The organism is Methylobacterium sp. E-066 (genome assembly GCF_022829635.1).
Lineage (GTDB): Bacteria > Pseudomonadota > Alphaproteobacteria > Rhizobiales > Beijerinckiaceae > Methylobacterium.
Window position 1 is genome coordinate 36,490 of record NZ_JAKSYO010000101.1, and the last position, 25,983, is coordinate 62,472.

Here is a 25,983-nt window from a genome sequence, read left to right on the forward strand (position 1 = left end):
ATCGCGCGACTGGCTGGAGGGCTCCTTCGAGGCCTTCGCTCCGCTTCGGCACCTCAGGATGAGGTGACGGGTTGGACTTGCCGCAGACCCAGCTCTACGGCGCCGCCAGCCCCGGATCCTGCCCGTTGCCTTCCAGGCTCCGCGCGACGAGCCCATCCGCCTTCGCCCTCGCGAGGAACTCGGCCAGAAAGGCCGCCCCCGCGTCCCGCCCCACCGGCAGGCCCATCGCCTGCGGGATGTCCATGAAATGTCCCGGCAGCAACCGCACCTCCTTGTGGGCGGCCGCGTAGGCGGACAGCGGCTGGTGGACCCCGGCGGCGACATCGAGCCCGTCCCGGGCGAAGGCCGTGACCGCCTCCGCCGAAGTCGGCGCCCGCACCAGGGTGGCGTGGCGCAGCGCCCGGGTCAGGAACAGGTCGTAGGCGCTGCCGCGTCCCACCGAGACGCGCACCCCGTCGCGGTCCACCGCCTCCGGGGTCCGGATCGGCGAGGCGGCCGGGACGAGGTAGCTGCCGGCGATCAGCACGTAGGGCGCCGTGAAGGCGATGCCCTCGGCGCGCTGCGGATCGATCGCCAGGAAGCAGATGTCCCAGGTCCCGGACCCGGCCGAGCCCGAGACGGCGCCCGCCCCGGGGAATGTCACGAACGCCACCGGCACGCCGAGTTTCTGCGCCAGCGCCCGGGCGAGATAGACCGACACGCCCGCCGGGCCGTCAGCCCCCGACCGGGCCAGCACCGGATTGCCGAGGTTGATCGCAGCCCGCAGCCTTCCGGTGGGGGCGAGGTCGTGCAGGATCGCGGGAGAGGGCGTCATCGGGATCGTCTCCGCGCCGGCGGGAGCCGAGACCAGCAGGGCGCACAGCATGGCCGCGATTCGCATGGGCGTCTCCAACACGGTGCGGGTGCCCGCGCCGGAGGCCGGCGGAGCAGAGCCGATTAACGCTGCCCCTGCTCCCGGCCTCCGCTCGCCGCGCGTCGGCGCCCCCGGGCCAGCATGTTGAGCCCCTCCACGCCGGCCGAGAACGCCATGGCGGTGTAGATGTAGCCCTTCGGCACGTGCGCCCCAAAGCCTTCCGCGATCAGCGTCATGCCGATCATGATCAGGAAGCCCAGCGCCAGCATCACCACGGTCGGGTTGCGGGCGATGAAGGCAGAGAGTGGCTCGGCCGCGACCAGCATGACGATCACCGCCACCACCACGGCCACCATCATCACCGGCACGTGCTCGGTCATGCCCACCGCGGTGATGATCGAGTCGATCGAGAACACGAGGTCGAGGAGCAGGATCTGGCCGATCGCCGCGCCGAACCCGATCGTGCCGCCGGTCGTCGTCCCATCGGTCTCGTCGGGATCGACGCTGTGGTGGATCTCCTTGGTGGCCTTCCACAGCAGGAACAGGCCGCCGCCGATCAGGATCAGGTCGCGCCACGAGAAATCCTGGCCCAGCACCGAGAAGACCGGCTCGGTCAGGTGCACGATGAACGCGACGGTGCCGAGCAGCCCCAGCCGCAGGACCAGGGCCAGCCCGATCCCGATGCGACGCGCCCGGGTCTGCTGGTCGGCCGGCAGCTTGTTGGTCAGGATCGAGATGAAGATCAGGTTGTCGACGCCGAGCACGACCTCCATCACCACGAGGGTCGCGAGCGCGACCCAGACGGCCGGCTGGCTGGCAAGCTGGATCAGGTCGGTCACGGGTCGGGCGTCTCGCTGGTCGGGAACAGGCGGCTGCCGAGGGCGGTGAGGTCGAACGGGCCGGGGCGGCTCGCCGGGTCGGGGGCGAAGACCTGGAGGATCTTCGGGAACACCTTGAAATGCGCGGGGGTATGCGTGGTCAGCTCGCCGTCGGTGTTCACCGGCCGGGGCTTGCGCGTGGAGATTGTGATCTCCTGGGTCTGGAAGGCGCGCACGTCGGCGGCGCGGCCATGCGTGCCCCGGCGCAGGGCCGGCAGGAGCGCGATCAGCCGCCACCAATGGGTGACTTCCAGGCTGTAGAAATCGAGCTTGCCGTCATCGACCGTGGCGGTCTCCTCCACGGTCATGCCGCCGCCGTAGTGCCGGCCGTTGCCGACCGAGACCTGGATGGTCGTCACCTTCTCGACCGTGCCGTCATGCTCGATCGTCACGGTGAACGGCCGCACCCGGCGCAGCACCCGGATGGCAGCGACCGCGTAGCCCAGAACCCCCCAGGTCTTCTTGGATTCAGCCGTGAGCTCGCCCGCCAGTTCCGCCGAGAAGCCGATGCTGGCGACGTTGAAATAATAGTGGCCGTTGACCCAGCCGAGATCGACCGGCCGCGCCTCGGCCCCCGGGATGAACCGGGCGGCGGCCAGGGGATCCAGCGGCAGGCCGAGCGAGCGGGCGAGGTCGTTGGCGGTGCCCAGCGGCAGGATCGCCAGCGGAAGCCCGCTCTCCACCAGGGCGGGCGCGGCCATGTTCATGGTGCCGTCGCCGCCACCGAGGATCACCAGGTCGACATCCTTGGCGCGTGCGCGGATTTCCTCGCGGCAATCGGTGTCCGGGGGCGGCTCCACCGGCTCGATGCCGCCGGCCCGCAGGATCCCCCGCACCTCGTCGAGGTCGAGGCCACCGTTGCGGGCCTTCGCGTTGCAGATCAGCAGCGCCCGGCGCTGGGCAATGCTCATCGCGGGCTCCGATGCAGCTGTGGGGTCGCCTCGGTCTCGGGTCGGGGCACGGGAACCTCGATGCGCGGGGCGAAAGATCGCTTGAAACGGCCGACGGCCAAGATTGTCCCCACTTGGTAGCAGAACGGACGAACGCAACCCCGTCATCCACGCAATCCCCGGCTGGTGCGAACCCCACAGATCGGCAGAATCGTGGGTGCGCCCGGAACACCCGTGGAACCGCTTCGGCATGCGGGCGCGTTCTCGTCACGTCCGCCCCGGCCGCCAGGAAGGCACCGATGCCCGCCACCACTCTCACCCGTGCCCTCGCCCTCGGCGTGGTCCTGCCGCTGGCCCTCGTCGGCGCCGCCTCGGCCCAGCAGCAGGGGGCGGGGTCCCAGAGTTCCTGGGTCGATCCGCCGGCCCGGAGCGCGCCGGCCGCCGCGGCCAAGGCGCAGCCGAAAGATCCGGCCGGCGATCAGGCGAAGCGGGCGGTCCCGGAGAAGGAGCCGGTCCGGCAGGCCGCCAAGCCCGAGCCCGCGGACGATGCCTTGCCCAACGACGCCTTGCCCAAGGGCGCCACGACCCGGGCCGCCGGTCCGAAGCGGGCGGCCGCCCTGGAGCGTCCGCGGGCCCGCGAAGCCCTGCGGCGCCCGGCCCCGCATCCGCGCCGGCTCGCCGACACGCCGGCCGCCGTCGCACCGGCGCCGGTCTCGGCCGCCTCCGGCGAGCGGGCTGCGGTGGCCCGGGCGCTGGCGGCGAACTACCTCGCCACCGTCTCCAGCTCGGGCGACACGATGGTCGGCACCGCGCCGCATTTCTACGGGACGCGGGTGCGCTTCTACGGGCACCCGATCACCCTGGCGGGGCTGGTGGCCGAGAAGCGCAGCTTCGTGCAGCGCTGGCCCGAGCGCCGCTACGAGCCGCGGACGATCCGCACCGCCTGCGATTCCGAGACCTGCACGATCCGCACGATCGTGGATTTCCGCACCGCGAACCCGGATCGCGGCGCCATCTCCACCGGGGCGGCCGAGCTGATCCTGGAAGTGAGTTTCTCCGGCAACCGCCCGGTGATCGTCGGCGAGACCGGACGGGTCCTGCACCGGAGCGTCCAGGCCGGCACCCTGGCCCCCTCGCCCGGCAAGGCGTAAAGCGGCGTCCGTGCGGCGCACGGTGAGGCCGGGATCGGGTTTATGACGTCTTCAACGGTGGCGGCGGAACAGGAAGCGGCGCCGGCGCGTCCGGCGCTCGACGATCCGGAGCGCGCCGCCCTCCGCGAGGCGATCCGGGCGGCGGTCGCTCGGGCGCGGCCGCGCCCGGTGGCTGTGCGGACCCTCGAACTGATGGCCGAGGCCGCGATCGTGCCCGGGGCGTACGGCTACCGGGTGCTCGATCGCCACGGCGTCCCGCGCCTGCGCCCGGGGACCTCCGAGCCGATGACGCTCGCCGACTTCGTGGCGGAGCTGCAGGCGCGGCATCCGGCCCTGTTCCTGCCGCCGGAGCCCCAGCCTGCCGCCGCCCCCGAGGAGCCCAAAGATTCCCCGATCCTGACCGGCGCCTACGAGATGAAGGCCGCCACCGCCCGCTTCGTCGAGACCCAGTCCGAGCGGGCCCGGTCGCTCGCCGAGCGCTCCTCCGTGCAGGGGCGGGCGCTGGCCCAGAACGCGGCCGGCCGGTTCGCCACCCTGCGGACCGGCTTGCGGAGCCGGTTCGGTCGCCGGCCCGACGCCGCTGCGCCCGGCCCGGATCCGGTCTCGGCGTGGAACGACGGTCCGGGGCGGCTCGGCGAGGCGGTGCGCGACAGCCTGCCCCATCTGCGCGACCGGCTCGGCCTCGGCGGCGGCGACGAGGGCGGCCGCCGGCATCGGCGCTGGCTCATGGGTGCGAGCGCGGCCGCCCTGGTGGCTGTGGTCGCGGCCGGGCTGGTCCTGGCCGGCCGCGAGCCCGAATCCACGCGTCCTGCAACCACCCAGCCGGCGCCGCCCCAGGTCGCCAACGCACCGACCACGGCTCCGGCGAACCCTCCGGCGGCCCCATCCGCGGCGACTCAGGCCACAGCCCCCGACACGGTGACGCCCCCGCCCGAGACCGGCGGCGATCCGGAGCCCGACACGCCGCCGCCCGCGGCCAATGCCATCACCGGGCAGGCCCAGGTGATCGACACCGCGACCCTGAAGGTCGCCGGCAAGGTCGTGCGCCTGTTCGGCGTCGAGTGGGTGCGCGGCGGCCAGGCCGAGGAGCTGACCCGCTATATCGGCGGTCGCTCGGTGACCTGCCAGCCGGCGCCGGGCAGCGAGACCATGAACTGCTTGGTGAACGGGCGCGACCTCTCCGAGGTCGTGCTGTTCAACGGCGGCGGCCGGGCCTCCCCCGAGGCGAGCCCCGAACTCGTGGCCGCCGAGGATCACGCCCGCAGCGAGCGGCTCGGCGTCTGGAAGCGCTAGGGCGCTTGCCGCCGAAGGGGATGCCGGTTTGGCGACGCGCTTTCGCAGGGCTCTGCCCTGCACCCGCAAAAGGTCGACGACCTTTTAAAACCGGGACGTTGCCGAGAGCGGGGAGGGGACATGCCGGCTGAAATCTTCGGGCGCACCGCGGACGGTCAGGTGGTCACCCGGCACCTGCTGGCCCGGGGGAGCCTGCGCGTCCACATCATCGATTTCGGCGCGGTGATCACGGCGATCGAGGTGCCCGACCGGGCTGGCCGCAGCGGCAATGTCGTCCTCGGGCTCGAAAGCCTCGCGGGCTACGAGACCGTGAGCCCGAGCTTCGGCGCCATAGTCGGGCGCTACGCCAACCGCATCGCGGGCGGGCGCTTCGGCCTCGACGGCCAGACCTATCGGCTACCGGTGAACGAGGCCCCCAACACCCTGCATGGCGGCGACCGGAATTTCGGAAAACATCTCTGGCACGTGGAGGCGGCCGACGGCACGAGCCTCGCTCTGGGCCGCCGCTCCCCCGACGGCGAGGAAGGGTTTCCCGGCAACCTCGACGTCCGCGTGCGCTACAGCCTGCCCGAGGACGGGCTGCTGCGCCTCGATTACGAGGCGGTGACCGACCAGCCGACGATCCTGAACCTCACCAATCACAGCTACTTCAACCTGGCCGGGGAGGGGACCGGCAGCGTCCTCGACCACGCGGTCCAGATCGAGGCCGACGCGTTCACCCCTACGGACGCGACCCAAATCCCCACCGGCGAGATCCGGCCGGTCACCGGCACCCCGTTCGATTTCCGCACCCCGCACGCGCTGGGCGAGCGCATCCGGGTCGGCGACCCGCAGCTCGCCTTCGCCAAGGGCTACGACCACACCTTCGTGCTGCGCGGTCCCCCCGGAACCCTGCGCCCGGCCGCGACCTGCATCGATCCGGGCAGCGGCCGCCGGCTCGACGTGGCGACCACGCAGCCGGCTTTGCAGCTCTACACCGGCAACAACCTGGACGGCACGCTGATCGGCCCCTCCGGTCGGATCTACCGCTCCGGCGACGGTGTCTGCTTCGAGACGCAAGGATTCCCGGACGCCCCGAACCAGCCGGGCTTTCCCTCCGCGGTTCTGCGGCCGGGCGAGGTGTTTCGGGCGGTCACGACGTTCCGGTTCTCGGTGGCGTGAGGGCGGACGGCGCATTACCCCGCCGATTCATTCAGGATCGGAGCGAGCGCCCGGAAGCCGACCCAGCCCCAGTAGACCCGGTGATGGGCGATGAGCCCGGCCGCGAGGTCCATCACTTCGACGAGATCGACCTGGTCGCCCTCCGGCGTGGCGCGCGGATATTCCCAGGTGAGCTGGCGGCCGTCGGAAAAGACCGTGCCGGTGCGGTACCAGCGGCCGAGCGCGCTGCCGGGCTTGCGCAACGATGCGTCGAAGAAAAGCTGGATCGCGGGTTTGCCGGTCAGGATTCCGGATGCATCGATCCCCGATTCGGCCAGGACCAGCGGGCTCTCCAGGATGGAATCTTCGGCATAGAGCGCCATCAGGCCATCGATGTCGCGGTTGAGCACGGTCTCGTGCCAGCGCTCGTAGATGTGGCGGATGTCGGCCTCGGGCGTCTCGGTCATGGCAACCTCGGATCGGATGCGATGACCGGGACCCTAGCGGTGGGGCGAGGCCGGATGCTTCGATACGTGTCGAAGCATCCGTACCGCTTCGATGGCATGGTGGGCCGGCTTCGCAGGAGATCGCCCATGAATCCGCAACCAAGCCTCGCCACGGCGGCGTTCCTGATCGCGGATCCGGCGCGGTCCGTGATGCTGATGCATCTGCTCGATGGAAAGGCGCGGCCCGCCGGCGAGCTGGCGTTTGCCGCCGGCGTGACCGCGCAGACCGCGAGCTCGCATCTCGGCAAGCTTTTGGCGGGCGGCCTCCTGGCGGTCGAGACCGAGGGGCGCCACCGCTATTATCGCCTGGCCGGCCCGCAGGTCGCCCTGGCGCTGGAGACGCTCGCGGCGATCGGCCCGGCAGCGCCCGCCCGGTCGAAACCCTTGAGCCGGGAGGCACGCGAGCTGCGGTTCGCGCGCTGCTGCTACGATCACTTGGCCGGCCACCTGGGTGTGGCCGTCACGGGCGCCTTGCAGGCGCGCGGCTATCTCGCGCCGGCCGAGGGCAAGCGCTTCGCAGTGCCCCCGGCCGGCATCGCGTGGTTCGCTGGCCTCGGCCTGGAGGTCGACCGGCTGAAGCCGGGCCGGCATGGGCTGGCCCGGCAATGCCTCGATTGGACCGAGCGTGAGCATCACCTCGCCGGCCCGCTGGGCGTCCAGCTGATGAGCCTGTTCTGCGCGAAAGGCTGGCTGCGCCGCTCCGGGACGACGCGCGCCGTGCAGGTCACGCCGCCGGGCTGGATTGGCCTGAAACGGGAACTCGGCCTCGATCCGGTCTGAGGCGCGCCCGGCTCAGGCCGCGAGAACCAGCTCCTCGTCCGCCTCCCGCTTGACCGGAACGGCGACCGCCGGGGCGGAGGGTTTCGGGCGCCAGGTCTCGCCGAGCGCCAGCAGCGCGGCCTTGACCGCTTCGAGCTGCGAGGGCTCGCCCTCGGCCATGCCCTCGGCGGCGGCCACCTCCTTCAGGTACTCGTCCCAGGCCCAGCGCCGGAGGATCTCGCGCTTGCCCTCGCGGAGCAGCCGCGGGTGGTCCAGCACGGCGGCCGGCGTGGCGAAGACCGCGGCTGGGTTGATCAGGGCCCGTTCCAGCTCCGGCCCGTCCGGGAAGCTCGGCGGCGCGGTTGGCGCCTGTTTCCGGCCGAGCACCACGCGGAGCGGCGGCCGTCCGGGTCGCCGCCGCTCATCCGAGCGCGCCGCGCCGACAGGACGCGTGCGGGGCACGCCGGCGGGCTCCGGTTCCACGCTGTACGCAAGGCCCTGGCGCTCGGCATACGCGATGGCCTGCGCCCGGGTTGGGAAGGTGAGCCGCACATCCGTGGCGAGCGGATCGCCGCCGCCGGTCCAGCCCATCAGGGGCTCGATCTCGGGGGGCGTCTCGCGCGCGAAGGTGAGGACCCACGTGCCCTCCCGAGCGCGGCCGGCGGTGTCCACGGGCCGCGTCTGGCGCCGGATCAGGGCTCTTCGGCCGGCGAGCCACGGGGCGGCAGCGACGAAGGCGGGGGGATTGTTGTGTCCGATGCCGATGGTGCGATCCTGGATGGTCGTCTGCATGGTTGCCTCCTTGGAGCTTGGCCCGACGGCGTGGCCGTCGAGCCGACTCGACAGGGGTGATGCGACGCGCTCAGGCGTTCAGCAGCCCGAGGCGTGCGGCGGATTGGACGCCGAAGCTCGCCGCGAAGGCGAGGAGGGCGGCGTCCCAGGCGGTGAGGTGCGTGGCGTTGGCCGGCGGCCCGGCCCGGGTGATCGCGGCGCCGAGCCAGACGAAGCCCGACAGGCTCAGCAGCCCCGCCAGCACCCAGGGCATGGCCGGGGCCGGGCTCAAGGCCGCCAAGGCGAGGCAGAGGGCAGCGGACGCGATCCAGCCGGTGAGGGTGGACCAGCTCTCCCGCTCCACCGCCTCGGCCGGCGGTCCGGTCCGGCTGCGCCGGAGCCGGCTCGACCACCGATAGCGGTCCTTCAAGTCGAAGGTCGTCATCGTTTCCCTCCCGGCTTCAGTTCAAGACGGGATCCGGCGCCGCCGCGCCACGCCGTCCGCGGCGGCCGAGTACGACCGGGATCCGCGGCTTGCGCGTCGCGGGCGCGCTCGGGGCGTGGGCGCCGTCCAGGGCCTGGAGCGCGGCCAGGACGTCGTCGATCGGGACCGGTTCGGACCGGCAGCCGGGCAGGCAGCGCAAAGTCGGGCAGGACTCCACGGCGCGGGCGTCCGAGGCCCAGGAGGCCAGGATCGCCCGCTTCTCGGCGCGCGACAGGCCGGGATAGGCCAAAACCTCCCGGGGATGCCGGAACACGTCGCCCGGTGCCACGAAGGCCTCGAACGGGTCGACCGCCGTCGCCCTCAGATTGGCCGCGGCCATCGGGCCGAGGCGCTCGATAGATGTGTCGATCGGTGTGGTTTCGATGGGCTGCATGCGACCCTCCTGTGCGTCAGCAAAGGTTGGGGCGGCCGGCAGGTCCGCGCTCGGTGGACCGTGCCGGCCGCCGCGTCATGCGTCGTGATCCCGCCGGATCGGCGGGCGGCCTCAATGGGCCGTCTTCTGGGCGCCGGCGCCGCCGTTGATGGCGATGCGGCGCCCCCGCTCCGGCACCTTCTCCGAGCGCGGCAGGGTCACGGTGAGCACGCCGTTCCGGAACGACGCCTCGACCTTGTCCTCCTCGACCGGGAACGGCAGGGCGATCACCCGCTCGAACCGGCCGTAGCTGCGCTCCGAGTAGCCACGGGCCTGGTCGGTGGTCTCGGCGCGCTTCTCGCCCCGCAGGGTCAGCACGCCGTCCTCGACCAGGAGCTCGACGTCCTTCTCGTCGAGGCCGGGCAGCTCGGCCGAGAGCCGCAGCCCGCCATCCGCCTCGACCAGCTCGACATTGGGCCAGCCGAAGCTGCGCCCGGCTACGCTCGGGACCGAGCCGAACCCGGTGAACACGTCGTCGAACAGGCGGTTCACCTCGCGGTGGAGCGTCAGGAAGGGATTGGCCGGCTCGTTCGACAGGGCAGTCGGCGCAGGGGCGCCGGTGCTGCGGTTCCACGGAATCAGGTCTCTCACGCTCATGGCTGTCTCCTTCAGTTTGCTGTCATGGGCTTCTCATTCGGATAGCCGTCGGTGGCCCGCGGGCCTGAGGGCCCGCACGGCGTGTCGTTTCGTCCAAAGGGGGGCCTGGGCGGCCCGCGGATCGGGCGGCCCGGACCCGGACCGCCCGCGATCAGGCAGCCTTGGCCTCGGCGACCCTGGCTTCCGCGATCTTGGGCTGGGCAACCTTGCCCTCGGCGATCTGCGTGGGGGCGTTGTCCTGGCCGGAGGTGGCCGTGACGCCGCCGATGGCGATGCGGCGGGGCTTCAGGGCCTCCGGCACCTCGCGCTTGAGCGCGACGGTCAGGAGCCCGTTCTCCAGGTTCGCACCCACGACCTTCACGTGGTCGGCCAGGTTGAAGGTCTGGCGGAAGGTGCGGGCCGCGATGCCACGGTGCAGGTACTGCCGCTCGGTTTCCGGGGCCGCCTTCTGGCCCGACACGAGGAGCACCGTATCCTGCTGGGTCAGCTCGATCTCGTCGGGGGTGAAGCCCGCCACCGCCATGGTGATGCGGTACTGATCGTCCGCGACCTTCTCGATGTTGTAGGGCGGCCAGGCGGCCGTGGTCTCGACCCGTTCGGCCTGGTTCAGCAGTTCGAACAGACGGTCGAACCCGATGGACGACCGGAACAGGGGCGCAACGTCGTAAGTCCTCATAACCACATCCTCCGTTGAGCAACGTGACTACAAGAGACGCCGGACACCAGGACCGGCGCCCAATCGGCGAACTCGTTTCCGAGCCTCGCACGCGCGTAACGTTTGCTTTGCGGGGTGGTTCCGCAAGAGGGGCGTTTCTTTTTTGGGCTGTTTTGAGATTCGGTCCGTGGGTGAGCCTCCCCTCTCCCCGCTTGCGGGGAGAGGGGGAACCCGCGCCTCGTCCGGAATTGTGTGAAGACCGTAGGCCGGCGGGATCGGGGCTACCACCGCGGGCCGAGCCAAGAGGCCCTCAGCCCGCGGCATCCTCCAGAAGAATCTCGCGCTTGCCGGCGTGGTTGGCCGGGCCGACGATGCCTTCGGTCTCCATCCGCTCCATCAGCGAGGCGGCGCGGTTGTAGCCGATCTGGAGGCGGCGCTGGATGTAGCTGGTCGAGGCCTTCTGATCGCGCAGAACCACCTGCACGGCCTGGTCGTAGAGGTCGCCGCCGGCCTCGCCGAAGGAACCCTGGTCGAACACGGCGCCGTCGAGTTCGAGCTCTGCCGCCCCGGCCTTACCGCCCTTGCCGTTCCCTTGGGCGCCCTTCTCGGGCGCGCCCTCCTCGTCATCGGCGGTGACGGCGTCGAGGTAGCTCGGCCGGCCCTGGCGCTTCAGGTGGGCGACCACGCTCTCGACCTCGCTGTCCGAGCAGAACGGCCCGTGCACGCGGGTCGTCCGTCCGCCGCCGGCCATGAACAGCATGTCGCCCTGGCCCAGAAGCTGCTCCGCGCCCATCTCGCCGAGGATCGTGCGCGAGTCGATCTTGCTGGTGACCTGGAAGGAGATGCGGGTCGGGAAGTTCGCCTTGATCGTGCCGGTGATCACATCCACGGACGGGCGCTGGGTCGCCATGATCAGGTGGATGCCGGCCGCGCGCGCCATCTGGGCGAGCCGCTGGATCGCGCCCTCGATGTCCTTGCCGGCCACCATCATCAGGTCGGCCATCTCGTCGACCACGATCACGATGTAGGGGAGGGGGGCGAGGTCCATGGCCTCGTCCTCGTAGATCGCCTCGCCGGTCTGCCGGTCGAAGCCGGTCTGCACGGTCCGGGTCAGCACCTCGCCGCGGGCGGCGGCCTCCGCCACGCGGGCGTTGTAGCCGTCGATGTTGCGCACCGCGATCTTGGACATCTTCTTGTAGCGCTCCTCCATCTCGCGCACGGCCCATTTGAGGGCGATCACCGCCTTCTTGGGATCGGTCACGACGGGGGAGAGCAGGTGCGGGATGCCGTCATAGACCGACAGCTCCAGCATCTTGGGATCGACCATGATCAGCCGGCATTCTTCCGGCTTCAGCCGGTAGAGCAGGCTGAGGATCATGGTGTTGATGGCGACCGACTTGCCCGAGCCGGTGGTGCCGGCGACCAAGAGGTGCGGCATCCGCGCGAGGTCGGCGATGATCGGCTCGCCGCCGATGTTTTTTCCTAAGCACAGGGCGAGCTTGTGCTTGCTCTCGGCAAAGTCCGTGGAGGCCAGGAGCTCGCGCAAGAACACCGTCTCGCGCTTGGCGTTCGGCAATTCGATGCCGATGGCGTTGCGGCCGGGGACCACCGCCACGCGGGCCGAGACCGCCGACATCGACCGGGCGATGTCGTCGGCGAGCGCGATCACGCGGCTGGACTTGGTGCCGGGGGCCGGCTCGAGCTCGTAGAGGGTCACGACCGGGCCGGGGCGCACGGCCAGGATGTCGCCGCGCACGCCGAAATCGCCGAGCGTCGCCTCGAGCAGGGTCGCGTTCTGCTCCAGGGCATCGGCCGAGACCTGGCTCGCCGGCGAGGGACCGCGTGGGGCGGCCAGCAGGTCGAGGGCCGGCAGGGCGTAATCCTCGGGCCGCATCTGCGGTGCGGGCGCCCGGCGGGCCGGGACCGGCGCGGCGGCCGGCGCCGCGACCCGTGAGGCGGTCGGCTCCGGGGCGCGCGGCGGCGCCGGCCGGGGCGGGGCCTCGCGGGAAGAGGTCTCGAACGCGTCCGGCTCGTCGTCCTCCGGGGGCAGGGCAAGCCGACGGGCGGGTGCCGCTGCCGGCTCATCGAGGGACTCGAACACCGGCTCGCGCCGCTCCGCGCCCGGATGGTGGGGGGTTTCGGGCAGGTGCTCGGCCCAGGGCAGGTCGGCATCCGTGAAGGCGCGCCGTGCCGCGAGCGCCGGCGAGGCGCTGTCGAACGGCTCGACTCGGCCGGTCCGCCAGGTCTCGATCCGCCGCGCCAAGGCGACGCGCATCCGCATCAGGCCCTGGGCGAGGGCGCCGATGCCGACGAGGCCGAGGCTCGGCTCGTCCGCATCCTCGCGCTCGTCGCGGCCCCGCACGGGCTGCTGCCGGGCGGGATAGGGCTCGTCGTGGAAGGAATCCTCCTCGACGGCGCCGAACCGGCAGGCGCCGGTGAGGCTGAGGATCGCCACCGCGGCGTAGACGAAGCCGACGAGATGGGCCGCCGCCGACGAGACGGCCCCGACGATCACCCGGGCCATCGACAGCAGGCCGTCCCCGGCGACGCCGCCGAGCCCAGTCGGGAGCGGCCAGCGGGCGGTGGGGGGCAGGGCACTCGCCACCGCGCTCGCGGCGCAGAAGCCAATGATCCAGAGCGCCAGGCGCATGCCCCCCTGGGGCAGGTCGCGCTCCCGCATCAGCCGCACGCCCCAGAGCACGGGCGGCAGCACGAAGGCGAGGGCGCCGAGCCCGAGGATCTGCATGGCGAGGTCGGCCACGACGGCGCCCGGCTGGCCGAGCACGTTGTGGGCCGGATGGTCGGTGGCGTGGTTCAGGCTCGGGTCGTCGATCGACCACGTGGCAAGCGCCACGGTCAGCGCGACCGCGCCGGTGAACAGGACGAGCCCTCCGAGCTCCGTCAGGCGCTTGCCCAGGAAGGGGCGAACGCTGTCGACGTAAGTGTCGTAGGGCGACGCGGGACGGCGAAGCGAGCGCATGCGGGACCGGACGCGAACGGGGACTCTCGCCCGAGGCTAGTCATGCCGGCCTTAACGACCTGCTAAGGTTGAGGAAGCCTGACCCGGTGCCCACCGGGATCGCGCGGGACCCAGTGCGGGGTGGTGCAAAAACCGCCCCGCTATGGCACAGAAACCGCCATGAACATCGACGGCACGCCCTATCGCACGATCTTCCCGGACCCGGACGGCGTCAGCGTCCAGGTGATCGACCAGACACGCCTGCCCTTCGCGTTCGAGCTGAAGCGGCTCGCCACCCTCGACGACGCCGCCCTGGCGATCCGCACCATGATCGTGCGCGGCGCGCCGCTGATCGGCGTCACCGCGGCCTACGGGCTGGCGCTCGCGATGCGGGCCGATCCCTCGATGGAGGGGATCGACCGGGCGGTGGCGGTGCTCGCCGCGACCCGCCCGACGGCGATCAACCTGCGCTGGGCGCTGGACCGGGTCGCCGGCAACCTGCGGCAGATCCAGCCGGCCGAGCGCTTCGTGCGCGCCTTCGCGGAGGCCGGCCGCATCGCCGAGGAGGATGTGGCGAGCTGCCGCTCGATCGGCGCCCATGGCGGCCAGATCATCGCCGACCTGCACAAGGCCAATGGCGGGCGGGCGGTCACGGTGCTGACCCATTGCAACGCCGGCTGGCTCGCCACGGTGGATTGGGGCACCGCGCTGGCGCCGATCTACGCCGCCCACGAGCGCGGCGTGCCGGTGCACGTGCTGGTGGACGAGACCCGGCCGCGCAGCCAGGGCGCGGCGCTCACCGCCTTCGAGCTCCACGGCCACGGCGTGCCGCACACGGTGATCGCCGACAATGCCGGCGGCCACCTGATGCAGCATGGCGGGGTCGACCTGTGCATCGTCGGCTCGGACCGGACCACGGCGAGCGGAGACGTCTGCAACAAGATCGGCACCTACCTGAAGGCGCTGGCAGCCCACGACAACCGCGTGCCGTTCTACGCGGCCCTGCCGTTCTCGACGATCGACTGGACACTCCACGACGGCGTGAGAGAGATCCCGATCGAGGAGCGCGACGGCCGCGAGGTCACCCACATGACCGGCCGGCTCGCCGATGGCGGCTTCGCCACGATCGAGGTGGTCTCGCCGGGCAGCCCGGTGGCCAACCCGGCCTTCGACGTGACGCCGGCGCGGCTGGTGACCGGAATCATCACCGAGCGCGGCATCTGCGCGGCCACCGAAGAGGGTTTGTACGGGCTGTATCCGGAGCGGCGGAAGGCGGCGTGAGGGGAGCTTCGGAGGCGACATGGTGTGTGTGGCAATCCTGTGCATGATGAGCGCATGACTGAGCTTCTCGATCAGGCCATCGCGCGTGTCCGCGCGCTTCCCCCGGAGACGCAAGATGCGTTCGCGCGCATGCTGTTGAATCTCGCCAGCGATGAGGCCGAGCCCGTCATCCTGACGCGGGACGAACGGGATGCCATCGCCGCATCGAAGTCGGCTGCGGCGCGGGGCGAGTTCGCGACGGACGAGGAAGTGAGGGCGATCTGGACGAAGCACGGCCTGTGAAACTTCGCTTCACCCGTCCTGCTTTGACCGACCTTGCCGCGCTGACCGAGTATATCGAGGCTCGATCGCCGGAAGGTGCTCGGCATGTCCGGCGACGGATCAAGGACGCATTGGAGCGGCTCGCAGATTACCCGATGCTCGGACAGCAAACCGACGATCCGACCATTCGCCGCCTGACCACGATCCCTTATCCTTACCTGATCTTCTACGAAGTCACGGACGCGGCCATCATCGTTCATGCCGTTCGCCACAGCGCCCGCGATCCCGGTTCGATGCCGGATGCGTGATGAACGCGGATATCGATGGCTGAGCAGATGCAACGCGGGCGAAGGCCCGAGCGATGATCGTGTGGGCCTCGCCCTCCACGAACGTACTGCGCTCGGCTTGTTCCAGCCCGGCCATAACGGCGGCCACGTGCTCGGGCTCGATAGCAAGCGGGTCCGCGATCTTCGCCATGCTGAGCATAGCTTGGCCGATGGCATCTTGATCGTCCGTCGACATCTGCCGCACGGCCGCCACCGCTTTCTCGAGTAAATCCGTCATCGGCTGACCTCTGCCTGATCCTCGAACCACGGCCCATCGCGTTGCAATCGGAGGTGGACGTCGAGAACCGCGAGGCTGCGCCTCACGGCTCCCAGCGATGGAACACCGCGCTGTCGAACGAAAAGACCGGCTCGCCACGCTGGTTCACCCCGGTGTTGCGGGCAAAGGCCAGGCCCCAGCCGGGGCGGGACGCGGAGGCGCGCTTGTCGGTGAGCTTCGTGCTGAACCGGACCGTGTCGCCCGCGTAGACCGGCTTCAGCCAGCGCAGATTCTTGAAGCCCGGGGAGGGGCCGGCTTCCGGGACGGGGCCGCGGGTGGCCGTGTAGGCGGCGTCGCGGGCGCGGGTGGTGAGCAGCCGGTTCATGTAGGCGGCGGCGGTGTGCCAGCCGGAGGCGCACAGGCCGCCGAAATGGCTGCGCCGGGCCGCGGCCTGGTCGAGATGGAACGCCTGCGGGTCGTAGGCCTCGGCGAAGGCCACGATCGCCGCGGCGCTGAACGGGTAGGCCCCGAGGTCGCGGACCCAGCCGATCTCGGCGTCGCGTAGGAACGGCAGGATTTCGACATCCTCCGGCTCCGCCACCGGCTCCGGCTCGCCGATCTCGACGGGGCGCGGGGGCAGGGGATCGGTGCCGCGGCGGGCCAGCATGAAGGTGAAGCGCTGGGTCAGCACCGTCTCGCCGCGCGGGTTGCCGAGGGCGACCTCGGCCGTCACGAAGCCGAGCCCCGGCTTCGAGGCCGAATCCCGCATCCCCACGACCCGGAAGGTCAGCGTCAGGGCATCCCCGGGCAGGACCGGCGCCAGCCAGCGCAGCTCGTCGATCCCGGGCGCGCCCAGCGACGAGCCGCCTTGGAACGGCCCCCGCTGCAGCAGCCGCATCCCCAGCGCCGCCGTGTGCCAGCCCGACGCGATCAGCCGTCCCGCGAAGGTCGCCTCCGCGGCCGCCTCGTCGAGGTGGAACGGCTGGAAGTCGAAGGCCCGCGCGAAACCGACGATGGCGTCGCGGCTGACCGTCAGGGGCTCGCCGACGATGACGTCGCCGACGGAAAAGTCCTCGACCGCGGGGTCCGGCATGGCAGCCTCGTCCAGTGCGTCAGGGGGAGGGGCTCAGTTGGCGAAGCGGAAATGCAGCACGTCGCCGTCCTGCACAACGTAGTCCTTGCCCTCGAGCCGCAGCTTGCCGGCGTCCCGGGCGCCGGATTCGCCGCCCAGCGTGGTGTAGTCCTGGAACGCGATGGTCTCGGCGCGGATGAAGCCCTTCTCGAAATCCGAGTGGATCACCCCGGCGGCGCCCGGGGCGCGGGTGCCCTTGGTGATCGTCCAGGCCCGGGCCTCCTTGGGACCGACCGTGAAATAGGTCACGAGGCCGAGCAGATCGTAGCCGGCGCGGATCACCCGGTTGAGGCCGGGCTCGGTCAGCCCCACCGCCTCCAGGAACTCGGCCTGGTCGGCTTCGGGCATCACGGCGATCTCGCTCTCGATCTTGGCCGAGACCACCACCGCGATGGCGCCTTCCGCCTTGGCCCGGGCGAACACCGCATCCGAGTAGGCGTTGCCCTTGTCGGCATCCGTCTCGTCGACGTTGCAGACGTAGAGCACCGGCTTGGCGGTCATCAGCCCGAGGGACTGGAACAGTTTTTCCTCGTCCGGCTTGCGCTCGACCAGCCGCGCCGGCTTGCCCTCGCGCAGCAGCGGCAGGGCGCGGTTGACGAGGTCGAGGCTCTCCTTGGCCTCCTTGTCGGCACCCTTGGCCTTCTTCTCCAAGGCGACGGCCCGGCGCTCCAGGCTGTCGAGATCGGCCAGCATCAGCTCGGTCTCGATGGTCTCGATATCGGCCGCCGGATCGACCTTGCCCTCGACATGGGTGACGTCGCCGTCGGTGAAGCAGCGGACCACGTGGGCAATCGCGTCGACCTCACGGATGTTGGCCAGGAACTGGTTGCCCAGGCCCTCGCCCTTGGAGGCGCCGCGCACCAGCCCGGCAATGTCCACGAAGGTCAGCCGGGTCGGGATTTTTTCCTTCGAACTCGCGATCCGGACGAGGTCGTCCAGGCGCGGATCCGGCACCGCCACCTCGCCGACATTCGGCTCGATGGTGCAGAATGGGTAGTTCGCCGCCTGGGCGGCCGCCGTCTGCGTCAGCGCGTTGAACAGGGTCGACTTGCCGACGTTCGGCAGGCCGACGATGCCGCATTTGAAGCCCATGGATCGGTCCTAGTGTTCGGTCACGACGGCCTCGGGGCCGACCATGAAAGGATTGAGGATGGTGGTACCGCGGACCGTGCGGTCGTGCTGGTAATCTTCCGATAGAAGATAGCGGCACCCGGCGCGAATCGCGGCTGCGAGGATGACGCAATCCCACCACTGAAAGGCTGTCTCGGTCCGGATCGACCAAGCCAGCGTAATGAGTTCGACATCTGTCGCGCCCTGGGAGAAGGGTTGCAACTCCGTCGTTATGCGCCGCATCTCCGCGCCATCCACGACGACCTTCCCGCGTAGGATCGCGTTGTGGATCTCGCCGAGCACCTGCGGGCTCACCACGAGGGCCTCGCGAGTCGCGAGAGTCGCGAGCCAATGCGTCGCCGTTCGTTGCTTATCCGGAAAACGGTCGTCTCGGGCATACAGGAAGACGTTCGTATCGACGAAGACCAGATCAGTCGTCATCGTAGAGTTGGTCTCGTGTCGGAGCCTTCCCGTTTTCGTCCAGAACGTGGAGGGGCGGCCCGGCCAGGAAGCGTTCGAGCGCCTCCCGCTGCGTCAGCGGCCGGCCGACGCGCTGCTCGACGGCTTCGGCGACGAACCGTGACAGGCTCTTGCCGTCGCGCGCGGCGGCGACACGCGCCCGCTGCAGCAGGGCCTCGCTCATCGTCACGGTGACGTTCTTCATGGCAGCCTCCGCCGCCTATATCGTGTCCTCGTGTTTTCGTGTCAATTTTTGGAACCCAGCGTCTTCACTTCGTCCCAGCCCCGGCCGGCCATGGCGAGGTGGACCTTGTTCTGGAAGCTCGCATCCTCGCCCGCCGCCAGCAGCGCGGCGTGGTCGGCCAATGCGCGGCAGAGATCCTCGACCCAGGGCAGCTCGGCCTTGCCGAAATCGTTGAGCACGTACGCATGCACCAGCGCCTTGTCGCCGGGATGGCCGATGCCGAGCCGCACCCGGCGATACGCGTTGCCGCATTGGGCGGTGATCGAGCGCAGGCCGTTATGGCCGGCATTGCCGCCGCCGAGCTTCACCCGGAGCTTGGCCGGGGCGAGATCGAGCTCGTCATGCAGCACGATCACATCGCCCAAGGGGATCTTGTAGAAGCGCTGCGCCTCCGCGACCGAGCGCCCGGACTCGTTCATGAAGGTCGAGGGCTTCAGCAGAATCGCCCGCTCGGCGCCCAGCACAACCTCGGCGGCCTCGCCCTGGAACCGGTGCCGGAACGGGCTCGCCCGGTGCTGCCGGGCGATCGCGTCGACGGCCAGGAAGCCGATATTGTGCCGGTTGTTCGCGTAGCGCGAACCCGGATTTCCGAGGCCGACGATCAACCGCATGGCGGAGTTCCTGACGCGATCCCGTTCATGGTCCATCCCTTTCGGGGCGGTCTGTGGCACGCTTCCTCGCGCGACGCATCCCCGCCCCAGCACCGAGATCCGCGCGCCCGCGCCGTCGGCCCCGGCCTCTCTGGACCGCTGCGTCAGGTATTCTGAGCCGGAGATGCGCCAACCGTGCGCCAGCGCACAGCATCGGTCGAACCACGGGCAGACGATCCCCGTTGAGAGGTCACATTCGGCCAAGCAAAGCCCGAGCGATCAAGACCGCCGCATCGACGATCTTCCTCACCCGACACGGTTGACCGGATGACTTCCCGTCGAAGTCGGACGCAGACACCAGGAGATCATCATGACCATGCGCATGCTCGCCGCCGCCGCCTTGTTGGCCGCCGCTGCCTCGCCGGCCCTCGCGCAGGGCATTGACTCGAAGCGCTCGCCCTACCCGGCCTCGGCCTATTCGGGCTGGATCGGCCATGCCGGATTCCTGCAGCAGGGTCGGCCCGAGTCCGCATTGGCTCCCGCCTACCGCTATGCCGGCCCGCATGCCGGCGGCCCGGCCAACGCCCTGCCGCGGTACTGAGAGCAGGCGCGGCCCGCGGATCGTCCGCGGGCCGGCCTCTCGTCAGGTCGCCGGGGCGGCCCGGCCGTCGCGCGCGACCGCCTCCGGTCCCGCGCCAGCGATCGCGCGGAGCTCTCCCGGGCGCAGCGTCCCGCTCAGCAGGTCGACCTGGCTCACCAATCGGGCAAGCGACTGGCCCCGGTCGAGATCGGGACGAGCGGGCAACGGATGGTCTTCCCCGAGGGCCGCCAGGGTGGCGGCGATCCAGGTCCGCCAGCCTTGCGCCTCCGGGGCGGCGGCCTCGGGGGCGTGGCGCAACACCGTGAGCCGGGCGCTGATCCGGCGCAGGGTCGCGTCCGCCACCATGGCGGCCTCCACCTCCGGGTGGCCGCCTGCCCGGGGCTGCTGCAAGGCGCGCGACAGGGCTGCCTCCAGCTCGTTGAGAGCGAGGCCCGCCGCCCGGGCCCGAGCCAGCACCGCAGCCTCGCGCGCCTCCCCGGGGGCGGCGAGCAGCACAGCCTCGGCGAAGCCGGCATGGGCCTTGAGCGCCCGCCGCAATTCCTGGCGGACCTGATCCGGTTCCCAGATCGGCCAGAGCACCAGGCAGCTCGCCACCGCGATCAGCCCGCCCAGCACCGTGAAACCGGCGCGCATACCGACAATCTCCCAGGAGCTGTGGCCCGGCTCCAGCAATTCGACCAGCAGCACCACCAGCGGGGTCAGGCAGGTGATGAAGAAGCCGTAGGAGATCTGGCGCGCCGCAAAGCCGACCACGCTGAGCACGAGGATCAGCCCGGCCTCCACCAGCGGGGTCGTGGCGTAATAGGCCAGCACCGCGCCCGCGATGCCGCCCAGCACGGTGCCGCCGATCCGCTCCAGCGCCCGCTGCCAGGTCGCGGCGTAGAACGGCTGCATGGTCAGAACCACGGTCATCACCAGCCAGTGGGTGAACGCCCCGGCATAGGTCAGGGTGGCGGCGAGCGCCGGCGCCGCGACCGCGGTGGCCCGCAGGGCGTGCCGGAGGTTCGGCGAGGCGAGGGTGAAGTTCTGCCGGAGCGGCTCGGCGTAGCGGGTCCAGCGGTCGAGGCTGCGGCCGTCCGTGAGGGTGCCGCCGGGCCGGTAGCCCTCGGGCGTCGAGAGCTTGGCGCCGATCCGCACGCGCCCGACGATTCCATCGGCCAGCCGCGCCAGGGTCGCGTCCTCCGACAGGCCCTCCGCCGCCCGGGCGATGGCGTGCTCCAGCCGGCCGAGATCGAGGCTGGCATCGTCGCGGATCGCCCGGGCGATGGTGACGAGCAGCGGCCGCAGGCGCCGCAGGAACGTTTTGGCCAGGGCCCGGCGGCGGGCATCGGGCCGGCTCTCGATCAGCTCCGAAACGGCGATCAGGGCGGAAAAAATCTGCTCGGCGCTCTCCAGGCGCAGCAAGGCCTGGGCGGTGCGCTCGGAGACGCGTTCGCGGGATCGGGCCATGTCGAGGATCATGGTCCGGGCGGTCTCGATGCTCGCGCGCACGCCGCGCCGATGGCCCCGCGCATGCCCGTCGAACGCATCCGCGTCGGGATCGGGCAGGGCGACGAGCCGCTCGAGGTCGCCGCAGAGCCGCGCCAGGCCGTGCCAGACCTCGGCCACCGCCCGGTGCGCCGGGCGGTACGGGTGCAGGCGCCAGATCACCAGGGCGAGCAGCGTCGCCCAGAGCCCGCCGGCTGCGAACATCAGCGCCACGATCCCGGCCTGCTCCAGGGTGAGCGGCCGGTCGAGGGCGATGCACAGCACGACCACCAGCACGTTCCCGGCCGCTTGCGCCTGCACGCTCCAGACCCGGACGTAGGAGCAGGCAAAGATCACCGCGCAGGCGACCGGCACCACCACCGGCAGGCCCAGAGGCTGCAGCAGTCCGAGCCCGGCCCAGAGCAGGCCGCCGAGCAGCGAGAAGGTGGTGAGCACCCGCAGGCGCACCCGCATCGGCCCGCCCGTGTCGCAGAAGCAGGCGAGGTTGGCGGCCAGGGCCATGGTCAGCAGGGGCGGCCACTGCACCCAGATGTTGATCAGGATGACGACGCCGAACGCGAAGGCCGCACGCACGCCCTCGACCAGCCGGATGTTGCGCAGGTCGAGACCCGTGGGCAGGCGCCGCAGATCCGCCCCGGGCCGCGCGAGGCTGCCCCGGCCGGCGGCCCGGCGGCGCCGGGTGCGGTCGGAGGGCGATGCGGAGGGATTCGGGCCAGGCAACCTCGGACTCCTGTGCGGGCGCGGCGCCCCCGCATGAACCACGCCCGGCCTGTCCGGATCCACCCCGCGCCGCAACCCCGCCATGCCGGCCTCGGGAGACGGACGGCGGCGCCTGCTACCCGGCGACCGTCGTCCGTGGCGCAGACGCTTGACCGTCAGCCGAGCCCGTGGCTTTTGGGCGCGCTGGCACCCGAGACTCCGTAGCTCAGCTGGATAGAGCAGCCGCCTTCTAAGCGGCAGGTCGTTGGTTCGAGCCCAACCGGGGTCGCCAGAAATTCACCCGCCCAGTCAATGGCTTGGCGGGTTTTTCCCGGCCCATATCCGGTAGCCTAAGCGCGCAACACGTAGCAACACGGATCGTTGTTTTACAAAGGCTTACAACTCGAGCCGAGGCGCTTGCGGGTGCTCCACGCAACACGGATGCAACACGAAAGGCGTGTCTGTACGCCTCAGCGTGAGCCTCTACGAGCGGCCGACCACATGTCCCGAGCCTGAGCGTTATGTCTTGCAGTCGCACTCGTGACCGCTAGCTGACGGAGCGACCGGCACAGTCCGGTGTCCGAAGCCGGAGGGTCCGATGCGTGTTCTAATGGTGGGCTATGAACCTGACTCGGTCGATTTCTCGGACCCAGCTCTCCCGCCCGGACTAAATGCCGAGAAGATCCACCATGGGATTGAGGTGGCGCTTAAGGATATGCGCGACCGCGGCTGGACGGCTGAGCAGTGTTTCATACAACCGGACGATCAAGCCGGCCCGATCCTGCGACAGATGCTCACTTCCGGCTCCTACGACTGCCTCGTGATCGGCGCCGGCGTGCGTTCCTGGCCGCGGCACCTGGCGGTATTCGAAGTCCTCATCAACGTAGCTCGGGAGGCTGCGCCGACAGTTCCGATCGCCTTCAACACGCGGCCTGAGGATAGCGGTAATGCCGTCGAGCGGGTGTGCAGCAGGCATCGGATCTGACCGTACGCCGCCGCCCATACTTCACCGCCGCTCGACCAGCACGACAGTGTCAAAAAACGCGAAGGTTAAAGCCATCATAACAACAGACCTCAGGACCAAAAGGGGTCTGCTGGATCTTCTCTGACGCTTGGCGGACTAAGCTGGAGCACGACGGCTCGCTGAGACGAGTCCGCGTGTTTGGAGGAACTTCGATGGGCGTGCTCAAAACCGGCCAGACCGTGGCGCTGGCTGTCGTCGCGGCCTCAGGTGGCTGGCTGTTTGCCCAGACTTCCTGGGGAGCATCCGACCACCCACCGCGGTTCCCGCAGCTAACCCTCGAACAGCTTACGCCTGCTCAGCGTCCGGTTGGCGAGAAGATCATGAAGGTCTCAAGCGTCGGACTTGCCGGCCCGTACAACCCGATGATCCGAAGCCCCGAGATGGCTCAGCGGATGTACGACCTGCTCGACTACCTGCGCTGGCACACCTCCGTGCCGACGCGACTGAATGAGTTCGCGATCCTGATCCAGGGACGCCTCTGGCGCTCGCAGGTCGAGTGGTACGCCCATTACCCGCTGGCGATCAAAGCGGGACTCTCCGAGCAGGTGGCGGCGGATCTCAAAGCGAACAAGCGGCCGGAGGGCATGAAGCCCGACGAGGCGGCCGTCTACGACTTCTGCATGGAACTCTCCACGCAGCATGCAGTCTCGGATGAAACCTTCGCTCGGGCGAAGGAAGTGCTGGGTGAGCAGGGCGTAGTGGACCTGACGACACTCACCGGCACCTACGTGACGGTGGCCATGCTGCTGAGCATGGCCGAGGAAGGCGTGCCGCCGGGCAAGGAACCTCCGTTCAAGCCGGGCGAACGGTAGGGCGAGCGCCCGCCGGTCTTGGCGGATCGCTGCCGGGACCCGCTGGACCCTGGCGCGGCGGACATCCGCCCGCGCACGCCTTAACGCCTGTCGTAGCGCCCGCTCCATGGCCGAACGCCAGGTTTGCTCGCGCGTCTGCCACGGCGGCGGGGCGATATCGTTCCAGGATCGACGCTCGACGCTCGGCGCGGTTGACGGTTCACGGATCGCCGCCCGAGCAGACGAGGCTACAATCCGCTATCGGGCCTTCCGCGTGCTCAGGGCAACGCCAAGCAAAACGGCGGCGCCGACACCGGCCCAAACGATCCCGGCGCTCATCGTCCCCGCCGACGGTACACCCTTGCGCGCCCGCCAGCCGCCGTCAGCGCTCGTTCCTTGTAGGATCGGTTTCCGCAGCGCCCCATGGGTCCGTGGTCCTGGATCGGCCCGGTCCAATGCGAAGCGGAATCCTGCGCCCATCACACGCTCGGTCAGCGAGGGCGCAAGCGCGTAGCCGGCTTGGGCGAGGCGGGCCGGCCAGCCGACCGCCATCTCGTGTCGGGGATGCCGAACCAAACGCAGGTAGGCCTCGGCCACATCCTCGGGCGCGTAGTAGACGTGGCCTGGGTTGAGCGTCTTGCCCGTGACGTTGGCCCCGTGCTCCAGACCGGGTGTATCGACAATTGCCGGGAACACGCCACAGACGTGGATATGCTTATGCCGGGCAAGTTCCTGGCGCAGACTGGCCGAGAAGCCGCGCAAGCCGAACTTGCTCGCGGTGTACGCTGCCGCGAACGGCGTCGGGGCCCAGCCGCCCATTGAGACTGTGTTGATCAGCGTGCCGTGCCCCTGGCGCAGGAAGTGTGGCAGCACCGCATAGGCACCGTGAATCGCACCCATCAGGTTGATCTCGATCGTCTGCCTGTGCAGGTCGAGCGGAGCGTCGAGGAGTGGCCCGAATACCCCCGCACCTGCATTGTTGATCCAGACATCGATGCCACCGAACGCCCTCGCCGCGCCTTCCGCCAGCGCGAAGACAGCGTCGGTGTCAGTCACGTCGGTTGGGATCGCGATCGCCGCACCACCACCGTCCCGGATCTCGCGCACGATATCGTCGAGCACATCGGCGCGCCGGGCAGCGAGAACGACGCGGGCACCCCTGGCAGCAAAGGCATAAGCCGCGGCACGCCCGATGCCGCTCGACGCGCCGGTGATCACGACCGTAGATCCGCGCACTTGCGCCATGTCTTGCCCTCCCGCTCGTCGATCTCGATCAACGAACCGGAGCAGGATTGTCGTGTTCCTGCGGCAGAGAGACCGCGGGTCGTCAGGTGTAGCGGATAACCTGGTGAACTCGCGAGCGGGGCAACGCGTCGCCATTGTGCCTTCATCAGGCTTGGCCGATCTTCTCGTAGTCGCTGCCCGTCTGTTCCGAGATTTCGAGCCAGTAGCGGTTTGAAGCGTCAGCGAACGGTGCCTGGACGTATCCCATGACTGAGAGAGGGCGACCGCGGCAGTTTGAACGCGGTCAGCCCGTCGAGGCGCTGGCAGGCACCATCGAGCGCGTCACCTTCCACAGCCCTGAGACCGGCTTCTGCGTGCTCAAGGTCCAGGCTCGGGGCAAGCGCGACCTCGTCCCGGTGATCGGGCATGCCCCCGCCATCGCGGCTGGGGAGTGGATCACCGCCACCGGCATCTGGCACACGGATCGCCAGCACGGCGTGCAGTTCAAGGCCGACACCCTCAAGGTCACGCCACCCACCGGGGTGGAGGGCATCGAGAAATACCTCGCCTCCGGCCACATGCGCGGCATCGGTCCGGCCATGGCCAAGCGCATCGTCGCGGCGTTCGGCGAGGGCACGTTTGAGATCATTGAGGCCGAGCCGCAGCGACTGCCCGAGGTCGCCGGCATCGGCCCGAAGCGCGCCGCTCGCATCATCGCCGGCTGGGCCGAGCAGAAGGCGGTGCGCGAGATCATGCTGTTCCTGCACGCCCACGGCGTCGGCACAGCGCGGGCGGTGCGGATCTTCAAGACCTACGGCCACGACGCCATCGCGGTGATGACCGAGGACCCGTACCGGCTAGCCAAGGACATCCGCGGCATCGGCTTCAAGACCGCCGACGCCATCGCGATGAAGCTCGGGCTGACCCCGGAGGCGCCGCAGCGGCTGCGCGCGGGCATCTCGTTTGCCCTGCAGACGGCGACCGACGGCGGACACTGTGCGCTACCTGTGGCGGAGCTGATCAAGCGCGAGCCCCCGCGCCAGGCAATCCGCCTGTTTCTGGTTGTCGCCCTCCAGGCAGACCCGGTCACCGGGGCGGAGCACCGCCTCCAGCAGCTCGATGACGGACCCGGCCGGGACGACCTTGCCGTCGGCATGGGCGCGCCCC

The 25,983-nt window shown here is 70.3% G+C and carries 29 protein-coding genes, 1 tRNA gene and 1 pseudogene; 12 read left to right on the forward strand and 19 right to left on the reverse strand.

Going from position 1 to position 25,983, the window contains the following annotated elements:
* Positions 1–94 precede the first annotated feature (94 nt).
* The 3 genes from MKL20_RS14380 to MKL20_RS14390 are packed head-to-tail and all read right to left on the reverse strand — an operon-like array spanning position 95 to position 2,642.
* On the reverse strand, positions 95–880 hold the full coding sequence (locus MKL20_RS14380; protein WP_244037241.1) for an ABC transporter substrate-binding protein: 786 nt from the start codon (positions 878–880) through the stop codon (positions 95–97).
* A 56-nt stretch (positions 881–936) separates the two neighbouring features.
* Positions 937–1,692, reverse strand: coding sequence for a TerC family protein (locus MKL20_RS14385; RefSeq protein ID WP_244037242.1), 756 nt, complete (start codon positions 1,690–1,692; stop codon positions 937–939).
* On the reverse strand, positions 1,689–2,642 hold the full coding sequence (locus tag MKL20_RS14390; RefSeq protein ID WP_244037243.1) for a lipid kinase: 954 nt from the start codon (positions 2,640–2,642) through the stop codon (positions 1,689–1,691). The genes MKL20_RS14385 and MKL20_RS14390 overlap by 4 nt, the downstream gene beginning before the upstream one ends.
* Before the next feature lie 278 nt (positions 2,643–2,920).
* Here MKL20_RS14390 and MKL20_RS14395 point away from each other — a divergent pair, with 278 nt between their 5' ends.
* The 3 genes from MKL20_RS14395 (at position 2,921) to MKL20_RS14405 (ending at position 6,226) form a co-directional block, all read left to right on the forward strand.
* Complete coding sequence (locus tag MKL20_RS14395) at positions 2,921–3,772, forward strand: hypothetical protein (RefSeq protein ID WP_244037244.1); 852 nt, start codon at positions 2,921–2,923, stop codon at positions 3,770–3,772.
* Positions 3,773–3,814: 42 nt separating this feature from the next.
* Positions 3,815–5,065, forward strand: a complete 1,251-nt coding sequence (locus tag MKL20_RS14400; protein WP_244037270.1) for a thermonuclease family protein — start codon at positions 3,815–3,817, stop codon at positions 5,063–5,065.
* Positions 5,066–5,185: 120 nt separating this feature from the next.
* The gene (locus MKL20_RS14405; protein WP_244037245.1) at positions 5,186–6,226 is read left to right on the forward strand and encodes an aldose epimerase family protein; all 1,041 of its coding nucleotides are present in this window, start codon (positions 5,186–5,188) and stop codon (positions 6,224–6,226) included.
* 14 nt (positions 6,227–6,240) lie between these two features.
* On the opposite strand, the gene MKL20_RS14410 is transcribed toward MKL20_RS14405, so the two are convergent.
* On the reverse strand, positions 6,241–6,672 hold the full coding sequence (locus MKL20_RS14410) for a nuclear transport factor 2 family protein (RefSeq protein WP_244037246.1): 432 nt from the start codon (positions 6,670–6,672) through the stop codon (positions 6,241–6,243).
* A gap of 126 nt (positions 6,673–6,798) precedes the next feature.
* On the opposite strand from MKL20_RS14410, the gene MKL20_RS14415 reads away from it, so the two are divergent.
* The gene (locus MKL20_RS14415) at positions 6,799–7,491 is read left to right on the forward strand and encodes an ArsR/SmtB family transcription factor (protein WP_244037247.1); all 693 of its coding nucleotides are present in this window, start codon (positions 6,799–6,801) and stop codon (positions 7,489–7,491) included.
* Positions 7,492–7,503: 12 nt separating this feature from the next.
* Here MKL20_RS14415 and MKL20_RS14420 read toward each other — a convergent pair whose 3' ends face one another.
* The 6 genes from MKL20_RS14420 to MKL20_RS14445 form a co-directional block, all read right to left on the reverse strand.
* Positions 7,504–8,262, reverse strand: a complete 759-nt coding sequence (locus MKL20_RS14420) for an NADH dehydrogenase ubiquinone Fe-S protein 4 (protein ID WP_244037248.1) — start codon at positions 8,260–8,262, stop codon at positions 7,504–7,506.
* 70 nt (positions 8,263–8,332) lie between these two features.
* Entirely contained in the window at positions 8,333–8,686 is a 354-nt protein-coding gene (locus tag MKL20_RS14425) for a hypothetical protein (protein ID WP_244037249.1), read from the reverse strand.
* Positions 8,687–8,702: 16 nt separating this feature from the next.
* Complete coding sequence (locus tag MKL20_RS14430) at positions 8,703–9,119, reverse strand: hypothetical protein (protein WP_244037250.1); 417 nt, start codon at positions 9,117–9,119, stop codon at positions 8,703–8,705.
* Between the two features lie 111 nt (positions 9,120–9,230).
* On the reverse strand, positions 9,231–9,755 hold the full coding sequence (locus tag MKL20_RS14435) for an Hsp20/alpha crystallin family protein (RefSeq protein ID WP_244037251.1): 525 nt from the start codon (positions 9,753–9,755) through the stop codon (positions 9,231–9,233).
* Positions 9,756–9,906: 151 nt separating this feature from the next.
* The gene (locus MKL20_RS14440; protein WP_244037252.1) at positions 9,907–10,431 is read right to left on the reverse strand and encodes an Hsp20 family protein; all 525 of its coding nucleotides are present in this window, start codon (positions 10,429–10,431) and stop codon (positions 9,907–9,909) included.
* Positions 10,432–10,720: 289 nt separating this feature from the next.
* On the reverse strand, positions 10,721–13,390 hold the full coding sequence (locus MKL20_RS14445; RefSeq protein WP_244037253.1) for a DNA translocase FtsK: 2,670 nt from the start codon (positions 13,388–13,390) through the stop codon (positions 10,721–10,723).
* 159 nt (positions 13,391–13,549) lie between these two features.
* On the opposite strand from MKL20_RS14445, the gene mtnA reads away from it, so the two are divergent.
* The 3 genes from mtnA to MKL20_RS14460 are packed head-to-tail and all read left to right on the forward strand — an operon-like array spanning position 13,550 to position 15,219.
* Positions 13,550–14,650 carry an S-methyl-5-thioribose-1-phosphate isomerase gene (mtnA, locus tag MKL20_RS14450; protein WP_244037254.1) on the forward strand — a complete coding sequence of 367 codons (1,101 nt, stop codon included), beginning with the start codon at positions 13,550–13,552 and terminating at the stop codon, positions 14,648–14,650.
* A gap of 54 nt (positions 14,651–14,704) precedes the next feature.
* On the forward strand, positions 14,705–14,932 hold the full coding sequence (locus tag MKL20_RS14455) for a hypothetical protein (RefSeq protein WP_244037255.1): 228 nt from the start codon (positions 14,705–14,707) through the stop codon (positions 14,930–14,932).
* Entirely contained in the window at positions 14,929–15,219 is a 291-nt protein-coding gene (locus MKL20_RS14460; RefSeq protein ID WP_244037256.1) for a type II toxin-antitoxin system RelE/ParE family toxin, read from the forward strand. The genes MKL20_RS14455 and MKL20_RS14460 overlap by 4 nt, the downstream gene beginning before the upstream one ends.
* Here MKL20_RS14460 and MKL20_RS14465 read toward each other — a convergent pair.
* The 6 genes from MKL20_RS14465 to pth form a co-directional block, all read right to left on the reverse strand.
* Positions 15,161–15,475: a hypothetical protein gene (locus MKL20_RS14465; RefSeq protein WP_244037257.1), complete on the reverse strand. Its 315-nt coding sequence runs from the start codon at positions 15,473–15,475 to the stop codon at positions 15,161–15,163. The two genes, MKL20_RS14460 and MKL20_RS14465, sit on opposite strands and share 59 nt — an antisense overlap.
* A gap of 82 nt (positions 15,476–15,557) precedes the next feature.
* A complete protein-coding gene (locus tag MKL20_RS14470; RefSeq protein WP_244037258.1) occupies positions 15,558–16,547 on the reverse strand; it encodes a MaoC/PaaZ C-terminal domain-containing protein in 990 nt (329 codons plus the stop codon).
* A 33-nt stretch (positions 16,548–16,580) separates the two neighbouring features.
* Positions 16,581–17,678, reverse strand: a complete 1,098-nt coding sequence (gene ychF / locus MKL20_RS14475) for a redox-regulated ATPase YchF (protein ID WP_244037259.1) — start codon at positions 17,676–17,678, stop codon at positions 16,581–16,583.
* Between the two features lie 9 nt (positions 17,679–17,687).
* A complete protein-coding gene (locus MKL20_RS14480) occupies positions 17,688–18,137 on the reverse strand; it encodes a PIN domain-containing protein (protein ID WP_244037260.1) in 450 nt (149 codons plus the stop codon).
* The gene (locus MKL20_RS14485) at positions 18,127–18,360 is read right to left on the reverse strand and encodes a hypothetical protein (RefSeq protein WP_092045367.1); all 234 of its coding nucleotides are present in this window, start codon (positions 18,358–18,360) and stop codon (positions 18,127–18,129) included. Before MKL20_RS14485 ends, MKL20_RS14480 begins: the two co-directional genes overlap by 11 nt.
* A 41-nt stretch (positions 18,361–18,401) precedes the next feature.
* Positions 18,402–19,010: an aminoacyl-tRNA hydrolase gene (gene pth, locus MKL20_RS14490; protein WP_244037261.1), complete on the reverse strand. Its 609-nt coding sequence runs from the start codon at positions 19,008–19,010 to the stop codon at positions 18,402–18,404.
* A gap of 349 nt (positions 19,011–19,359) precedes the next feature.
* Here pth and MKL20_RS14495 point away from each other — a divergent pair, with 349 nt between their 5' ends.
* The gene (locus MKL20_RS14495; protein ID WP_244037262.1) at positions 19,360–19,590 is read left to right on the forward strand and encodes a hypothetical protein; all 231 of its coding nucleotides are present in this window, start codon (positions 19,360–19,362) and stop codon (positions 19,588–19,590) included.
* 42 nt (positions 19,591–19,632) lie between these two features.
* Here the strand turns inward: MKL20_RS14495 and MKL20_RS14500 are convergent, their stop codons facing one another.
* Complete coding sequence (locus tag MKL20_RS14500; protein WP_244037263.1) at positions 19,633–21,798, reverse strand: FUSC family protein; 2,166 nt, start codon at positions 21,796–21,798, stop codon at positions 19,633–19,635.
* A gap of 194 nt (positions 21,799–21,992) precedes the next feature.
* Between MKL20_RS14500 and MKL20_RS14505 the strand changes: the two genes are divergently transcribed.
* From MKL20_RS14505 to MKL20_RS14515, 3 genes are all read left to right on the forward strand, one after another.
* Positions 21,993–22,069: transfer RNA gene (locus tag MKL20_RS14505), tRNA-Arg, on the forward strand.
* Positions 22,070–22,375: 306 nt separating this feature from the next.
* Complete coding sequence (locus MKL20_RS14510; RefSeq protein ID WP_244037264.1) at positions 22,376–22,762, forward strand: hypothetical protein; 387 nt, start codon at positions 22,376–22,378, stop codon at positions 22,760–22,762.
* 191 nt (positions 22,763–22,953) lie between these two features.
* The gene (locus MKL20_RS14515) at positions 22,954–23,613 is read left to right on the forward strand and encodes a carboxymuconolactone decarboxylase family protein (RefSeq protein ID WP_244037265.1); all 660 of its coding nucleotides are present in this window, start codon (positions 22,954–22,956) and stop codon (positions 23,611–23,613) included.
* 237 nt (positions 23,614–23,850) lie between these two features.
* Here MKL20_RS14515 and MKL20_RS14520 read toward each other — a convergent pair whose 3' ends face one another.
* Complete coding sequence (locus tag MKL20_RS14520) at positions 23,851–24,837, reverse strand: SDR family oxidoreductase (protein WP_244037266.1); 987 nt, start codon at positions 24,835–24,837, stop codon at positions 23,851–23,853.
* Positions 24,838–25,082: 245 nt separating this feature from the next.
* Here MKL20_RS14520 and MKL20_RS14525 point away from each other — a divergent pair.
* A pseudogene (locus MKL20_RS14525) lies at positions 25,083–25,841 on the forward strand (helix-hairpin-helix domain-containing protein); the annotation flags it as partial.
* Here the strand turns inward: MKL20_RS14525 and MKL20_RS14530 are convergent.
* Positions 25,818–25,919, reverse strand: a complete 102-nt coding sequence (locus tag MKL20_RS14530) for a malonate decarboxylase subunit alpha (protein WP_244037269.1) — start codon at positions 25,917–25,919, stop codon at positions 25,818–25,820. The pseudogene MKL20_RS14525 and the gene MKL20_RS14530 overlap by 24 nt on opposite strands.
* Between the last annotated feature and the right edge of the window lie 64 nt (positions 25,920–25,983).

Excerpts from the sequence above, each read along its gene's own strand:
- MKL20_RS14390 (WP_244037243.1), bottom strand. The coding sequence starts at position 2,642 with ATGAGCATTGCCCAGCGCCGGGCGCTGCTGATCTGCAACGCGAAGGCC.
- MKL20_RS14430 (WP_244037250.1), bottom strand. The coding sequence starts at position 9,119 with ATGCAGCCCATCGAAACCACACCGATCGACACATCTATCGAGCGCCTC.
- MKL20_RS14380 (WP_244037241.1), bottom strand. The coding sequence starts at position 880 with ATGCGAATCGCGGCCATGCTGTGCGCCCTGCTGGTCTCGGCTCCCGCC.
- MKL20_RS14420 (WP_244037248.1), bottom strand. The coding sequence starts at position 8,262 with ATGCAGACGACCATCCAGGATCGCACCATCGGCATCGGACACAACAAT.
- MKL20_RS14435 (WP_244037251.1), bottom strand. The coding sequence starts at position 9,755 with ATGAGCGTGAGAGACCTGATTCCGTGGAACCGCAGCACCGGCGCCCCT.
- MKL20_RS14510 (WP_244037264.1), top strand. The coding sequence starts at position 22,376 with ATGCGTGTTCTAATGGTGGGCTATGAACCTGACTCGGTCGATTTCTCG.
- pth (WP_244037261.1), bottom strand. The coding sequence starts at position 19,010 with ATGCGGTTGATCGTCGGCCTCGGAAATCCGGGTTCGCGCTACGCGAAC.
- MKL20_RS14520 (WP_244037266.1), bottom strand. The coding sequence starts at position 24,837 with ATGGCGCAAGTGCGCGGATCTACGGTCGTGATCACCGGCGCGTCGAGC.
- MKL20_RS14395 (WP_244037244.1), top strand. The coding sequence starts at position 2,921 with ATGCCCGCCACCACTCTCACCCGTGCCCTCGCCCTCGGCGTGGTCCTG.
- mtnA (WP_244037254.1), top strand. The coding sequence starts at position 13,550 with ATGAACATCGACGGCACGCCCTATCGCACGATCTTCCCGGACCCGGAC.
- MKL20_RS14485 (WP_092045367.1), bottom strand. The coding sequence starts at position 18,360 with ATGAAGAACGTCACCGTGACGATGAGCGAGGCCCTGCTGCAGCGGGCG.
- MKL20_RS14415 (WP_244037247.1), top strand. The coding sequence starts at position 6,799 with ATGAATCCGCAACCAAGCCTCGCCACGGCGGCGTTCCTGATCGCGGAT.
- MKL20_RS14400 (WP_244037270.1), top strand. The coding sequence starts at position 3,815 with ATGACGTCTTCAACGGTGGCGGCGGAACAGGAAGCGGCGCCGGCGCGT.
- MKL20_RS14405 (WP_244037245.1), top strand. The coding sequence starts at position 5,186 with ATGCCGGCTGAAATCTTCGGGCGCACCGCGGACGGTCAGGTGGTCACC.
- MKL20_RS14440 (WP_244037252.1), bottom strand. The coding sequence starts at position 10,431 with ATGAGGACTTACGACGTTGCGCCCCTGTTCCGGTCGTCCATCGGGTTC.
- ychF (WP_244037259.1), bottom strand. The coding sequence starts at position 17,678 with ATGGGCTTCAAATGCGGCATCGTCGGCCTGCCGAACGTCGGCAAGTCG.
- MKL20_RS14465 (WP_244037257.1), bottom strand. The coding sequence starts at position 15,475 with ATGACGGATTTACTCGAGAAAGCGGTGGCGGCCGTGCGGCAGATGTCG.
- MKL20_RS14495 (WP_244037262.1), top strand. The coding sequence starts at position 19,360 with ATGACCATGCGCATGCTCGCCGCCGCCGCCTTGTTGGCCGCCGCTGCC.
- MKL20_RS14480 (WP_244037260.1), bottom strand. The coding sequence starts at position 18,137 with ATGACGACTGATCTGGTCTTCGTCGATACGAACGTCTTCCTGTATGCC.
- MKL20_RS14425 (WP_244037249.1), bottom strand. The coding sequence starts at position 8,686 with ATGACGACCTTCGACTTGAAGGACCGCTATCGGTGGTCGAGCCGGCTC.
- MKL20_RS14470 (WP_244037258.1), bottom strand. The coding sequence starts at position 16,547 with ATGCCGGACCCCGCGGTCGAGGACTTTTCCGTCGGCGACGTCATCGTC.
- MKL20_RS14455 (WP_244037255.1), top strand. The coding sequence starts at position 14,705 with ATGACTGAGCTTCTCGATCAGGCCATCGCGCGTGTCCGCGCGCTTCCC.
- MKL20_RS14445 (WP_244037253.1), bottom strand. The coding sequence starts at position 13,390 with ATGCGCTCGCTTCGCCGTCCCGCGTCGCCCTACGACACTTACGTCGAC.
- MKL20_RS14515 (WP_244037265.1), top strand. The coding sequence starts at position 22,954 with ATGGGCGTGCTCAAAACCGGCCAGACCGTGGCGCTGGCTGTCGTCGCG.
- MKL20_RS14410 (WP_244037246.1), bottom strand. The coding sequence starts at position 6,672 with ATGACCGAGACGCCCGAGGCCGACATCCGCCACATCTACGAGCGCTGG.